The 14113-nt window shown below is 69.8% G+C and carries 13 protein-coding genes; all 13 read left to right on the forward strand.

Annotated features, from left to right (window positions below; all coding sequences use genetic code 11):
- The first annotated feature begins 32 nt into the window (after positions 1–32).
- Positions 33–1064, forward strand: coding sequence for a hypothetical protein (locus LVB77_RS16370; RefSeq protein ID WP_232907143.1), 1032 nt, complete (start codon positions 33–35; stop codon positions 1062–1064).
- Positions 1057–1365 (forward strand): hypothetical protein, encoded by a 309-nt coding sequence (locus LVB77_RS16375; protein ID WP_232907144.1) that lies wholly within the window; start codon positions 1057–1059, stop codon positions 1363–1365. The genes LVB77_RS16370 and LVB77_RS16375 overlap by 8 nt, the downstream gene beginning before the upstream one ends.
- On the forward strand, positions 1362–3470 hold the full coding sequence (locus LVB77_RS16380; protein ID WP_232907145.1) for a phage tail sheath subtilisin-like domain-containing protein: 2109 nt from the start codon (positions 1362–1364) through the stop codon (positions 3468–3470). Before LVB77_RS16375 ends, LVB77_RS16380 begins: the two co-directional genes overlap by 4 nt.
- 30 nt (positions 3471–3500) lie before the next feature.
- Complete coding sequence (locus LVB77_RS16385) at positions 3501–3971, forward strand: phage tail protein (protein ID WP_056183152.1); 471 nt, start codon at positions 3501–3503, stop codon at positions 3969–3971.
- On the forward strand, positions 3968–4786 hold the full coding sequence (locus LVB77_RS16390) for a hypothetical protein (RefSeq protein ID WP_232907146.1): 819 nt from the start codon (positions 3968–3970) through the stop codon (positions 4784–4786). Before LVB77_RS16385 ends, LVB77_RS16390 begins: the two co-directional genes overlap by 4 nt.
- 196 nt (positions 4787–4982) lie before the next feature.
- Entirely contained in the window at positions 4983–6770 is a 1788-nt protein-coding gene (locus LVB77_RS16395) for a hypothetical protein (RefSeq protein WP_232907147.1), read from the forward strand.
- A gap of 5 nt (positions 6771–6775) precedes the next feature.
- Positions 6776–8779, forward strand: a complete 2004-nt coding sequence (locus LVB77_RS16400) for a hypothetical protein (protein WP_232907148.1) — start codon at positions 6776–6778, stop codon at positions 8777–8779.
- Positions 8780–8782: 3 nt separating this feature from the next.
- Positions 8783–10708: a hypothetical protein gene (locus LVB77_RS16405; protein WP_232907149.1), complete on the forward strand. Its 1926-nt coding sequence runs from the start codon at positions 8783–8785 to the stop codon at positions 10706–10708.
- A 23-nt stretch (positions 10709–10731) separates the two neighbouring features.
- Positions 10732–11475 (forward strand): hypothetical protein, encoded by a 744-nt coding sequence (locus LVB77_RS16410; RefSeq protein WP_232907150.1) that lies wholly within the window; start codon positions 10732–10734, stop codon positions 11473–11475.
- Positions 11476–11530: 55 nt separating this feature from the next.
- Positions 11531–11809 carry a hypothetical protein gene (locus tag LVB77_RS16415; RefSeq protein WP_232907151.1) on the forward strand — a complete coding sequence of 93 codons (279 nt, stop codon included), beginning with the start codon at positions 11531–11533 and terminating at the stop codon, positions 11807–11809.
- 9 nt (positions 11810–11818) lie between these two features.
- Entirely contained in the window at positions 11819–12940 is a 1122-nt protein-coding gene (locus tag LVB77_RS16420) for a hypothetical protein (protein ID WP_232907152.1), read from the forward strand.
- 7 nt (positions 12941–12947) lie between these two features.
- The gene (locus LVB77_RS16425; RefSeq protein ID WP_232907153.1) at positions 12948–13742 is read left to right on the forward strand and encodes a phage baseplate assembly protein V; all 795 of its coding nucleotides are present in this window, start codon (positions 12948–12950) and stop codon (positions 13740–13742) included.
- A 13-nt stretch (positions 13743–13755) separates the two neighbouring features.
- Complete coding sequence (locus LVB77_RS16430) at positions 13756–14112, forward strand: hypothetical protein (RefSeq protein WP_232907154.1); 357 nt, start codon at positions 13756–13758, stop codon at positions 14110–14112.
- The last annotated feature ends 1 nt before the right edge of the window (position 14113 follow it).

Genomic DNA, 14113 nt, shown 5'->3' on the forward strand with positions numbered 1-14113 from the left:
CGCGCCCACGCAAGGACGCTGGAGGAACGCCCGTGCCGTCGCTGACGCTCGCCGCCTTCACCCAACCCGCCGGCTGGCAGGCGCTGCAGGCCGACGGCGTGACGCCGTCGGCGGCGATCGCGATCGCCGAGGATCTGCTGGGCGCCACGCCCAGCGGCGACAGCCGCAGCCTGACGCTGACCTATTCGAACGCGTCGCTGGACCACATCGCGCGCCGCCCGCTGGCCGCGACCGACCTGGACGACTACGACGAGCTACGGCTGGTGCTGCGCGGCGAGCGCAGCTCCGCGGCGGGGTTCTACCTGGAACTGCGCCTGGGCAGCGTCGCGCTGCCGATCGGCGCGCCCGGCAACAGCTGGCACCGTCGCGTGCCGGTGAGCGGCGGCGCGGGCTGGGACGTGGTGCGGTTCTCGCTGGCCGACCTTCCGCCGGCGGTGCGCGGCGCGGTCACGGTCGCGCAGCTGCAGTGCATCGATGCCAGTCAGGGCTACGCCATCGTCATCGACGAAGCGCTGGCGGTGCGGCCGAGCATGCTCGCCGACCTGGAGCAATCGTTGCTCGCGCGCCTGCACGAGCGCACCAGCCTGTCCGGCGCCTTGGTGCCGGCCGAGCTGGTGACGGCCGGCGGCGCCTGGCCCGCGACCACGCCCTGCATCGCGATCGTGCCGATGGACGTGCGCAACCTGCCCGAGCGCAGCGTAGGCGGCGCGCAGCGCTGCGACTTCGTCGCCGACGGTTATCGCGTGCGCACGGCGCCGACCGCGTACGAGGCCTGCTATGCCATCGAGGCGGTCGCCGCCGACCGCGCCGATCAAGGCGCGCTGATGGATTTCCTGCTGCGCGAGATCGCCCCGCGCGGCATGTTGCGCGTGGCCGCGCACGCCTGGTCGTTCGAGACCCAGACGCCGCCCGCCTACGAGTTCAACCCCAACCTCAACCCCGCGCCGCGCCAGCGGCTGTACTGCCGCGTCTACGCGTGGCAGGACCAGGACGCGCCGGCGTCCGTGCAGCCGGTGGAAGGCCTGGTCAACCACGTCGATTGGAAGGAGTCCGGCCATGGCTGAAGACAAGGCGAGCGAACGCGTGCGCCTGATCAACACGCGTTCGCAGCCGGTCGAGCTGCACCTGGGCTCGTCGGTGCACGTGCTCGCGTCGGGACAGAGCGTCGAGCTCGACACCGCCGCGCTGGCGTCGCCGCAGCTGGCCCACCTGCTCGCTCGTAAGGCGCTGGCGGTACGCAGCGCAACGCCCTCGGAGGCCGATCAGGCCGCCGCTATCGCAACCACTCCGCGCAAGCGCGGCCAGGGAGCCGCCGAAGGAACCGCGCGGCCCCCGCAACCACCCAAGAGGAAGAAAGGATCATGAGCTTCATCGGCATCAATGTGCGGGAAGTCGACGGAACGGGCGCGCCGGTACTGGCCGCCGCGCCCACCTCCATCGCGGGCTTCAACATCCTGACCCGGCGCGGCACGCCGAATCAGGCCGTGATGGTCGATTCCTACGCTCGCTTCGTCGAGCGGTTCGGCGGCTATTTCCCGGGAGGCCTGGGCGCGTACCTCGTCAAGGGCTATTTCGACAACGGCGGCCAGGTCGCCTACGTCAACCGGGTGGTCTCCGACGATCCCGCCACCGGCCATGCGCCGGGCACGCTGGCGCTGCGCGACACCAGTCCCGCCGACACGCTGCGGATCTCGGCCGGCTTCCGCGGCAACGAGGATCCGGGCAGTTGGGGCAACGGCTTGCAGGTGCAGGTCGCGCGTTCCACGCCGACCACCACGCGTCTGCGCGAAGCCGCCGCGGCCACCATCACCGGCACCGTGGCGCTGGTCGCGCCCGTCGACATGAGCACGCTGCCCAGCCTGACCATCCGCGTCGACGGCTCGCTGGACAACACCGTGATCACCTTCCTGCCCGCGGATTTCCCGGGCGGCGCGGCCAACGCCACGCCGGCGCAGATCCGCGACGCGATCAACGGCCGTCAGAGCCGCGTGGTCGCCTCGCTGACCGGCCCCGGCAACCTGGTGCTGACCTCGACCGGCGAAGTCGCGCGCATGAGCGACGGCTGGACCTCGATCCAGGTGATCGCCGCCAACGCCACCCTGGGCTTCGCGATCGCCGCGGCGGTGCCGGGCACCGCCAGCGCGGTCGCCACCAACGGCGCCACCCTGCGCCGCACCGAGGACTTCGACCTCGGCGACGCGATCGAAGTGTTCGACCCGACCGTGCCGGCCAACACCGCCATGGTCAAGCTGCTGTCGCGCAACCCGCTGACCGGCGCGGTCACCTGGGGCCCGCCGATCGCCGGCATCGCCGCCTGGACCGCGCAGAACATCCGCGTGCGCAACCTGCGCTTCAGCGTGACCGTCGCCGAGGGCGGCACCGAGGCCGAGAACGTGCGCGAGACCTGGTCGGACCTGTCGATGGAAGCCGACACCCCGAACTACGCGCCGGCACGCATCAACGACGCCATCCGCGGTTCGCGCTACATCGTCGCCGAAGATCTGCTCAGCGCCAGCGCGGTCGGCGCCGATCGTCCGGCGGTGCTGGCCTGGACGCCGCTGGCGGCCGGCCGCGACGGCACGCCGACGTCGGCGCACTTCAACGGCGATCCGGCGCAGCGCAGCGGCTTGTTCGCCTTCGATCCGCACGACGTGCAGCTGCTGACCTGCGAGCGCACCGATCCGGCGATCGTCGCCGCGGCCCTGGCCTACTGCGAGAACCGCGGCGACTGCATGTACGTGGGCGCGGTGCCGGAGGGCTTCACCGAGGCCGGTCAGGCGGTCGCCTACGGCCAGTCGTTCCAGGCCAAGAAGGCCTATGGCGCGCTGTACGCGCCGTGGATCACCATCGCCGATCCGGCCGGCGTCGGCGACAACCCGCGCCGCAACATCCCGCCGGTCGGCCACGTGCTGGGCGTGTACGCGCGCGTGGAACGCACGCGCGGCGTGTGGAAGGCGCCCGCGGGCGACGAGGCCAACCTGGCCGGCGTGCTCGACGTGACCTACCGCCTCACCGACGCCGAGCACACGCAACTGGTCAAGGACGGCAGCGTCAACGGCATCCGCGCGATTCCGCGCGCCGGCATCGTCATCGATTCCTCGCGCACGCTGAGCACCGATCCGCGCTGGATGTACGTCGGCGTGCGCCTGCTCTTCAACTTCGTCAAGAGCAGCCTGAAGAACGGCCTGCGCTGGGTCCGTCAGGAACCCAACCGCCAGTCGCTGTGGAACGCGGTCAAGTTCAACGCCGTGAACCCGTTCCTGCTGGGCCTGTGGCGACAGGGCGCGTTCGGCACCGGTTCGCCGGAAGAGGTGTTCACCGTCATCTGCGACGCCTCCAACAACCCGCCGGACCAGGTCGATCAGGGCCTGCTCAACGTCGAGGTCTATTTCTATCCGTCCAAGCCGGCGGAAACCATCGTCATCACCGTCGGCCAGCAGCCCTCCGGGGCGTCGGCGTCCGAAGGCTGAATTCATCACTAGCGCACGCAGGAGGGCGTCATGCCACAAGTCGGAGACATTTGGGAAAGTTACCGCGCAAGCGAGTTCGTACTGGTGATCGACGGGCGCGAAAGCCCCGGCGTGAGCAAGATCGGCGGACTCAGCGAAGGCGAGATCGAGACCGTGGAGCAACCGCACGGCGGTTCGTTCCGCGTGTTCAAGACCGCCGGCGCGAAGGTCAAGTTCGACTCGCTCACGATCGAGCGCTACGTCGACGGCAGTCCGGAGGACCAGCGTTTCAAGGACTGGTTCCAGGAGTGCTTCAAGCTCAATCGCGACGACCAGGGCGGCTCGGTGCCGCGCCGCGACGGAATGATCGTCAAGCGCCATAACGGCGCCGACGTGCTGACCTTCGCCTTCTACGGCGCCTGGGTGAAGTCGTCGAAGTTCACCGACCTGGAAGCCGGGTCCACCAACCACTTCAAGCAAACCATCGTCCTCGAGCACGAAGGACTGGAGCGTGTCGAATGAGCAACCAAGCCACCGCACTGCGCGAGGTCCCGCTGGCGCCGCCGCCGAGCACGACCCACCGCACCTACGAGTTCGAACTTCCGATCGGCGTCTACGACGACGAGGGCCGCCTGCACCGTCACGGCATGCTGCGCAAGATGACCGGACGCGACGAGGCGATCCTGGCCGATCCGCAGAACCAGCGTAACGGCGGCAAGCTGGTCACCGAACTGCTGGCCAGCTGCATCGTCGGCCTGGGCGAACTCAAGTCCACCGGCCCGGGCGTGGTCTCGGAGATGTACTCGGCCGACCGCAACTACCTGCTGTTGCGCCTGCGCGGCGCGACTTTCGGCAACGAGCTGCAGGCGACCTACAAGTGCCCGTCCTGCGGCCACAGCCACGAGGTCACCGAGGAGCTCGACGCGCTGCCGGTGCGGCGCATGGGCGAAGAGGAGTCGGCCGGCGAGATCCGCATCCGCCTGGAGGACGGCTACATCGACAACCAGGGCGTCGCGCACCACGCGATGGTGATGCGCCTGCCGACCGGCGCCGACGAATCGGCGGTGGCGCCGCAGATGCGCAAGAACGCCTCGCTGGGCAAGAACGCATTGCTCGCGCGCTGCCTGAAGTCGCTGGGCGACGTACCGCAGCACCGGCTCAACGCGATCGGGCCGAAGCTGCTGGCCGAGCTGACCATGACCGACCGGCGCCTGATCGACCGGGCGCTCAACTCGGCCGCGCCCGGCGTCGACCTGATCCGCGCGCTGGAATGCCCGGCCTGCGGCCACGAGTTCAAGGCCAGCCTGGATCTGTCCCATTTTTTGGCATTGGACTGACGCTCGAGGATTTGCGTCGCGAGGTGTTCTTTCTGGCGTACCACCTTCACTGGCCGCACGCCGAGTTGATGGATATGCCCACCGAGGACCGACGCAGCTTCGCGCGTCTGCTGATCGAGCAGATCGAGCGGGAAAACGCCGAAATCGAATCGTCCAGGGGTCGCTGACCCCTGCCTTCGCAACCAGGAGCGGTTGAATGCCCATCGGGCTGCTACTGACATCGCTGTCGACGCCGTTGGCCGGCATGGCCACGGCGTTCGAGCGATGGAACGCGGTGCTGCGGCTGGAAGCCGTGGTGATCGACCGCGCGCGCGGTGCGTTCCTGGTGGAGTGGTTCGGTGCACGGCTGCCGCGTCTGGACAGCCGCCTGCGCGTGGTGATCAGCAACATCGTCGCGCTGGGCGAGCGGTATCGCGAGGCGCGCGCGCAATCCAAGGGGGGCCAGACCGGCCCCAATCTGCTCGAACCGCTGGCCGGCATGGCCGGCATGGCGGTGGGCATGTTCATCAGCCCCAGCGGCTCGCTGATGTATCTGTACACCTGCCTGCGCGAATCCGCCGGCGCGATCGTCTCCAGCCTGCTCACCATTCTGTACAGCCCGATCTTCCTGGCCGAGATCACCGGCCTGGGCACCGCGGTGGCCGCGGTCGCGTTCCCGCTGGTGCTGATCGGCGGCTTCGTCGCCGGCATCGTCGCCGCGGCCTCCGGGCCGAACAGCTCGATGGTGCTGGCCTACGAACTGCTCGGCGACGCCACCCGCGCCATCCAGGCGCTGACCCGCTTCATCAACCTGCTGATGGGCCCGCGTGAGGCGATCCGCAATCCGCTGTTGCGGGGCATCCTCGAACTGGTCGACCGCATCGCCGCACTGTTCGCGCAGCTGGTCGGCGCCGCGGCCTGGCTGGTGACCCGCTTCGGCAGGATGCTGTTGCCCACGGCGATGCAGTTCCGCGCCCTGATCGATTTCGCCAAGGCGATCTGGGACGTGGTCGACCGCATCGGCCAGGGCACCCTGGCCGCACTGCAAGGCGCCGATCCGGAAGCGTCGCCGCTGGCGATCCTGATGCGCCTGATCGATCACGTCATGGCCGTCGCCCGCCGCCTGATCGAGATCGCCGGCGCGATGTTGTCGGAGATGGTGGTCTCGCTGAAGTACGGCTTCGGCTCGATCGCCGACCGTACCCGGGCCGAGATCGAGACGACCGTGTCCATGGCGCGTTCGCTGATCGAAGATCTGCCGATGATCCGGATGTTCCGCGCGACCGCGCGGATGGTGACGGTGGTGCGCGGCATCTTCGCGTCCTCGGGCATCGGGTCGTCGACGCCGCCGGCGGCGCCGCCGCCGTCCTCGGGCGGCGGTCTGGGCGGCGCGGTCAGCACCGGCGTGGGCCGCGGCCGCGCGCTCACCAGCCTGCTGGTGGTCCCGCCCACGCCCAGCCTGGACCTGGCCCGCCGCATGGTCGACACCGCGCGTGGCGGCACCGTCGTCGAGAATCCCTGGGGCCCGGACTTCGACACCGACATGGCCGCGCCGTTCGCGCTGGACCCGGCCACCGACGCGCTCGCACAGCAACTGATGGCCGAGCCGCCCAGCGTGTTCCGCGGCGAAATCCCAATGATGGTGGCCGAGTTCGGCGTGGACACGCCCGACGCCGCGTTCGACCGGCTGCGCACCGACGAGCTGCGCTATCGCGATGTGATCTACACCGTGGCCGCGCGCATCCTGCCGCCGGAAATCCAGATCCGCATCCCGATGCTGCTGGATGCGTTCGACGCGCTGGACCGCCATATCTACGGCCGCGACGTGCCCACGCGCGACCCCGAATTCCCGGTGCGCGACCTGCCCGACAACGGCCGCCTGCGCCCGGTGGTGCGGCGGATCACCGTGCGCGCGCCCGGCGCCGATCCCGTGTCGGTGCGCAACATCGCCAACGATCTGACCCGCCTGCTGCGCGAGCAGACCTACCTGGCGCCGGCGGAGTGACGGACATGCCGATCGACTTCCTGCCCATCACCTCCGACTGGTTCGCCGATTTCGACAACCAGCGCCGCCGCATCGGCGGGCTGTCGGCGGCGTTGCAACGCTGGCTGACCGAACGCCTGAGCCGCATGAGCGAACTCGAGCGGCGCACCCGCGCGTTCCCGATCTTCGCCTTCGAAGGCCGCGCGCTGTCGCTGGCCATCGACCCGCAGCAGCACGGCGCGCTGCGCCCCTACCGCAACGCCGGCCAGGCCTGGGCGGCGCCGTTCGTCGCCTTCGGCCGCGGCTTCACCCGCATACCGCAGGCGGTCGAGGACGAGATGGTGCTGCCGAACCTGATCGGCATGGTCGAGAACATCGTGTCCGGCATCGCCGGCTCGATCGAGCGCCTGATCGAGCCGCGGCCGACCAGCTTCGATCCGCGCAACGCGCGCGCCGGCGATCTGTTCGGCCTGCTGGCCATGGCCTGGCGCGGCCTGACCACCAGCACCGGCCAGTTGCGCATCATGGTCGGCGACATGGGCAAGGCGATGGCGCTGTTCGCGACGCCGGCGGCCGCCCACGACGGCCCGGCCGCGCCGGCCACGCCCGCCGAGGCCGTGGCGACCCGCGCCGACACCGCCGGCCCGGGCTTCGGCAGCGACCCGATGGACCTGGTGTTGCGCGGCATGACCGCGGCGATGCTGGTGCTGCCGATCATTCCCGGCTGGATTCGCACCCTCGCCACCGCGCTGTGGCTGCGCCTGCGCCTGACCGTGGTGGAGGTGCTGCGCAGGATCGAGGCGCGGGTGTTCCGGGCGCGCCGCGAGGTGCTGTCGTTCTTCTTCGAGACGCTGCCGACGATGTTGCGCGAAGTGCCGGCGCTGGTCGGCGCGCTGGGCACGATGCTGCAATGGAGCATCAACTATTTCTCGGCGATCGCGCGCATCTACCTGGAAACGGTGCTGTTCTCGCTGACCGTGTTCCTGCGTGACCTGCAGCGCCAGGTCAACGAAGTCATCATCATCATCGACTACGTGCTCGCCGCGATCGACGCGATCATGAACTTCGATCTGCTGGAGCTGATCAAGCCCTTCCTGGGCCCGACCGCGATGCTGATCGACATGATCGGGATCAAGCTGCCGGTCAGGCAGGTGCTGGATCTGACCGGCGCGGCCCTCAACACGGCGCTGTACCTGTCGCTCAAGGCCGCCATCCTGGCCGCGCGCGGCACCATCGTGTCCAGCGATTTCCTGCCGGTGATCAACGACCTGCCTTGGGTCGGCTCCAAGCTCGATGCGCTGCGCGCGAGCCTGCTGCACAACCTGGGGCTGATCGAGGAAATCGTCGACGCGCTGTTCCGCAACACCGGCGGCCCCATGCGGGAGACCGCGCGCCCGCGCATTCCGCGCATGCCCAACTTCTACGACATGCTGATCGGCGTGCGGCCGGGCGAACTGGGCCGGGAAATGGGCAGTTTCGGCCGCGCCCTGGGATTGAACGTGCGCGGCCTGTTCGAGAACATCTCGCGCACGCTGGCGCATCTGGGCGAGGTGTTCTCGCGCACCGCCACCGATTTCGCTCGCACCGGACCGGCCGGACGCATGCGCCGCTTCGCGCGCGAATCGGCCGAACTGGCCAACGGACTGTACGACGGCCAGCTGCGCGCGCTGGGCGACCGCGTCCGCGTCACGCCGATCGGCGCCTGGGAGCGCTGGCTGGCCGGCAACGGCTTCCAGCTGATCGGCGCGGCGATCCCGATGTACGTCGCGCAGATGCGGCAGTGGTGGCGCGATCGCGCCATGGCCGGCGAAGAGAACTACGTGGAATTCACCCCGACCTCGCCGCACATTCTGGCGCGCCGCGCGCGCCTGGGCCGCGTGCGCGTGCCGCGCCTGACCCTGCACGCGCAGGGCCGCGCCCACGACGAACCGCTGGTGCGCGAACTGGCCCAGCGTTTCCGCGAAGCGGTGGGCGAGGCCTACGCCGAAGGCCGGCGCCAGTTCGACCAGATCGCGGCGGGAGCGCACTGAGCCATGGCCGACGACGACGTCCGCGACGAGATCGTGACCCAGATGGGCCTGATGCTGACCCAGATGAAGGGCCTGCGCGGCACGCTGGATCAGGTCGCCCAGGCGACCACGCGCTACGCCGGCTTCGCGTTCGCCGAAGCGTTCACGCCCGGCGGCCGCTTCGGCGCGCCGCCGATGCGCGGCGGCGCCTTGCTGGTGCACGTCAGCAACTTGCGCGACCTGGTCGCCAGCAGCGGCATCGGCGGCTTCTTCGAAGGCCTGCTGGGCGGCATCGGCCGCTTCTTCGGCGGCCTGTTCGGAGGATTGATCGGCGGCACCATCGCCGGCGTGACGCTGCCGCTGATGATCTGGAAGATCGAATCCATCGTCTCCAAGCTGCAGGACATCCTGGTCCGGCTGGGCATAGGCGGGAAAAAACCCGACACGGGCAAGAAAGGCAAAGGCAAGGCGACCACGCCGACCGAAGCCGTCAGCGAACCCGACCCTACCGCGACGGTCGCCGGCGCGCCGCTCACCGATCAGATCGGCGAACTGCGCGACATCCTGGACCTGCTGACCGGCCTGTTCGAAGCCGCGGGCAGCGGCGGCGGCGGCGGCGGCACGCGCGCCCAGGAACGCCTGCAAGCCTCGCTGACTCCGCAGCAGGAGCGCTGGATGGCGCTGCTGCGCTCGGTCGAGAACATCGTCGGCGGCGTCACCCGCATCGTCAACGGCCTGATCATCCTGGTGCCGATGGTGGTGGGCAGCCTGGCGCTGCTGTTCGACAAGCTGGATACGTTCAAGCTGGCCATCGTCGAGATCCTGCAGTTCCTGGTGCGCAACGTATTGCTGTTGCGCGGCGTGGTGCTGGTGACGGTGTTCGACCTGCTGGGCGTGGTCGCGCGCCTGGCCGCGGGTCTGGCCCAGGTCATAGGCGAAATGCTGCAGGGCATTCTGACCAGCCTGTTCGACATCGCCGGCACGGTGCTGGAGGGCGCGCTGGCGGTGTTCCAGTTCCTCGCCGGCGGCCTGCAACGCGTCGTCAACGGCATGCTGCGCTGGCTGGTGGACACCTTGTTCATCGCCCTGGCGCGCTTCGGCGACCTGCGCGTGTTCCGCCTGATCACCCACCTGATCCAGGTGATGCCGGCGGTGCTGCCGCCGCTGTACGAACTGCTGCGCAACAAGGACATCGACCCCGCCACCGGCTCGCCGATCAGCGCGCCGCTTACCTCCACCCAGTTGTCCGACCTCAGCGCCGCCGCGCGCTTGCCGCTGCCGCCACCGGTCACCGCGTCCACGGCGCTGCCTTCGTCGCTGCTGCCGGCCATGCCCGATCCGGCCGCGCTGGTCGCGCCGCCGGCGGCGCTGGCGACCTTGCGCGCGCAGATGAACGACCTGCGCACCGGCCTGCTGGACGGCGTGCAGGCGCTCACCGGCAGCGTCGCCACCGGTTTCGCCGCCTTGTCGGCGCGCTTCGACTCGATGATCTCCACCGAGCTGGACCGCAGCCGCAGCGACTACGCCGCCAACCTGGAAGCGGTGCGCGCGCGCTCGACCGAGTTCGCCGCCGCCTTCGCCGAAGCCGAACGCGCGGTGCGCGAACGCCCCGAAACCGGCATGGAGGCGATCGCGACCGCGTACGAGCAATGGCTCGCCGGCAGCGGTTTGCGCACCCTGCTGGACCAGATCACCGCGCAGTTCTCCTCCACCGCGGCCACCGCCGGCGACTCGATCCCCGGCCGCATCGTCGGCGAGGCGGTCGACCGCCCGCGCGCCTCGATCGAAATCCAGGAAGTGATCATCGACCTGACCGCCGCCACCGTCGCCACCGGCGACGACGCGGTCGCGGCGCTGCCCGCGCCGGAAGTGCTGTACGCGCAGTTGCTGGCCTACCAGCGCGAGCTGGCCCAGCGCGGCTCCGACGACCCCGCCCTGATCACCGCCTGAGCCCACGGAACCGGAGACGCGCCATGGCCTACGGATACCTCGCCTGCTGGAACAGCCTGCCGCCGCTGGTGTTCCGCTTCCAGTTCAATCCCGAGTCGCTGACCGAGAAGCGCGGCTACAAGTACACCGACGTCGAAAACTTCGGCAACTGGGCCTTCGACAAGACCTCGGCCGCGCTCAGCGCCAGCCAACCCTGGTACGTGAAGCTGGCCACCGCGCCGGCCGGCGCATTGGAGGACTTGAAGGAATTCGGTCCGCAGCTGGTGCGCACGCATCCGCTGGAAGCCGGCTGCGGCGAGCCGCGCACCTTCGCCCTGGACTTCGTGCTCGACGGCGCGGTGCGCCCGGAAGGCGCGACCTCCGACGTGGGCAACCTTTACGACGGCGACATCTCGCCCGATCTGGCCCTGCTGCGCTCCTTCGTCAATCCCGGCGTGGACGTGGGCAGCCTGGTCGAATGGATCAGCAGCGGCTTCGAGAAAACCTTCTCGCCGCCGCTGTGCACGCTGATCTACGGCGGCATCAACACCGACTGCGTGATGGAAAACCTCAGCATCAAGATCACCCGCTTCAACGCCGACACCTCGCCGGCGCGCGCGGAGATCAGCGTCAGCCTCAAGCAGCAGACCAAGGCGATCTCGCCGCTGGTGGAAACCATCGAACGCTACGTCAACGTCGCCCGCACCATGGGCCGCTCCGGCTACGGCATGGACTACGTCAACGTGCTGCCGGGCGCGTCCGTCATCAAACACATCTTCGATCTCTGAGGAGCAAGCGCGCATGCCCGTTTCCGCACGATCGCGTTACGCCCGAATGGCGCCGATGCAGGCCCCCGACGCCGACGGCGAGCCGCGCACCGCGCTGCCGATCCGCCGCCACGAGGGCGTGCCGGCCAGTTCGGCGCGTTACGCGCACCTGGTCACCGGCGCCGAATCGCTGGAATACCTGGCCTGGCGTTACCAGGGCTCCAGCGAAGGCTGGTGGCGTCTGGCCGACGCCAATCCGCTGCGCTTCCCGCTGGAATGGCGCCCGGGCGACAAGCTCGACGTCGCTTCCGGCGGCAGCGCGCCGGGCCTGGTCGAACGCGACCGTCGCTTCTGAGGACCGGTCATGAGCGACAGCCGCCAGCCGTACAAGCGCGTGCACCTGCAGGGCATCGACATCAGCGCCAACGTGCGCAGTGCCGAGGTCGAGGACAACGATCGCCTGATCGACAAGGCGGTGGTGGTGCTCAACGACCCCAACGGCAGCGGCAGCGAAGCGCCGCGCGAGGGCAACACGCTGCTGGTGGACCTGGGCTGGGGCGAGAATCACGCGGTCATGTTCGAGGGCGAGGTCACCCAGATCGCCAACGCGGCCGCCGGCTGCAATCCCAAGCAGCTGACCATCACCGCGCTGGACCTGTCGTACCGGATCCGCAAGCGTCCGTTCCGCGCCACCCATCACGTCGGCTCGCTGAGCTCGATCCTGCGCACCATCGTCACCCGCGAGCCCACCACCGGCATCGCCGTAGGCCAGATCGAACCCAGCCCGGACCCGGAGTTCACCGAGGCCGCGCCGTTGCGCCAGACCACGCAGAACGACTGGGATTTCATCGTGCTGCTGGCGCGGCGCTACAACTGCCGCGCCTTCGTCGAGTACAACGGCGGTGCGTCCAAGTTCTACTTCATTCCGATCGCGCGCCTTACCGAGGGCGAGGCCATGGGCACCCTGGCCGCCACCGGCATGGCCGGGCGCATCACCCGCTTCTCCTACGAGCGCACCGCCAGCTCGGCCTCGCCGCGACGCACCACCGCGGCGGTGGACCCGCTGACCGGCGACACCGTCACCACCACCGCGCCGCCGGCGCCCGCCGAACCCGCGCACGCGCCCAGCGAGACCGTGGCCGAAGCCGGCGGCGCGCCGCTGGACAGCGCCTTGAGCGTCGCCGCCGAAGCCACCGAAACGCCGCAGAGCCAGCGCCCGGAAACCTTCACCCCCGGCACGCCCTCCAGCGCCGCGCGCGCCACCAGCGACGCCGCCCAGGACCCGACCATGGCGCTGGGCTTCACTGCCCGCGGCGCCTGCGTGGGCACGGTGATGTTGCGCGCCAAGGGCGCGGTCGACGTCACCGGCATCAGCGGCTGGGGCGCGGGCCGCTGGTACGTGCGCAAGGTCAAGCACACGGTGCGCACCTCGTCCGGCGGCGGCATGTCGCCGGGCTACACCTCCGAATTCGAGCTCACCCGTTAGGACCCGCATGAACGCCATTCACCGCCACGCCGAACGCTGGTACGGCAAGTACAGCGGCACCGTCACCGCCAACGAAGACGACGACCAGCAAGGCTGCGTCATGGTCACGGTGCCCAGCATTTTCGGCGCCGAACTGGCGGTCAAGGCGCGGCCCTGCTTCCCGTACGGCCACTTCTTCGTGCCGCCGGTGGGGGCCAAGGTGTGGGTCGAGTTCGAAGGCGGCGACCCCGAGTTTCCGATCTGGGTCGGCACCTGGTACCCGAAGACGGCGACGCCGCAGGAGAGCCGCGTGTCGCCGCCGGACAACCGCGTGATCCAGACCGCCAGCGGCCACACCATCGAGCTCAACGACACCGACGACAAAGCGCGCGTGGTGATCCGCCACAAGGACAACTCCTTCCTCGCCATCGACGACAAGGGCAGCGTGGTGGTGTCCAACAAGAGCGGTTCGACGCTCTACCTCAACGCCGACAAGGGCGAGGCCTCGCTGATGTCCGAGCAGGGCCACGTGCTGGCGATGAACGCCGACGGCGTGGTGCTGATGAACAAGGACGGCGCCAGCCTCGACCTCACCGGCGACACCGTGCGCATCACCGCCGCCAACATCCTGCTGGAAGGCACCACGGTGTCGGTGGGCAGCGGCGCCAGCGAACCGACCTTGCTGGCCAAGCAGTTCGACATCCTGTGGAAGCAGTTCATGTTCCACACCCACCCTTCGGCGATGGGCCCGACCGGTCCGGCCACGCCGCCGGCCTTGCTGGTGCCGCAGCAGCACTTCAGCGCTTCGGTGCTGGTGAAGTGAGGAGCGCGCACGCATGAGCCGTTGCACCTTCCCCGAGCTGCCGATCCCGCTGTCGCTGCCGCCGTTGCCGCCGCTGCCGGTGCCGCCGTCGCTGCCGAGCATGCCCGCGCTGCCGGCCTTGCCGTCGTTGCCGGGCCTGACCCTGCCGACGCTGCCGATCGCGATCAGCTTGCCGCCGCTGCCGCCGTTGCCGGTGCCGCCGTCGCTGCCGTCGCTGCCGGAACTGCCGGCCTTGCCCGATCTGCCGGGCCTGACCCTGCCGACGCTGCCGATCGCGATCACTTTGCCGCCGTTGCCGCCGTTGCCGATTCCGCCCGCGCTGCCTGCGCTGCCGGCCCTGCCCACCCTGCCGCCCTGCCCCCTGGACTGAC

The organism is Lysobacter sp. 5GHs7-4 (genome assembly GCF_021284765.1).
Taxonomy (GTDB): Bacteria; Pseudomonadota; Gammaproteobacteria; order Xanthomonadales; family Xanthomonadaceae; genus Lysobacter.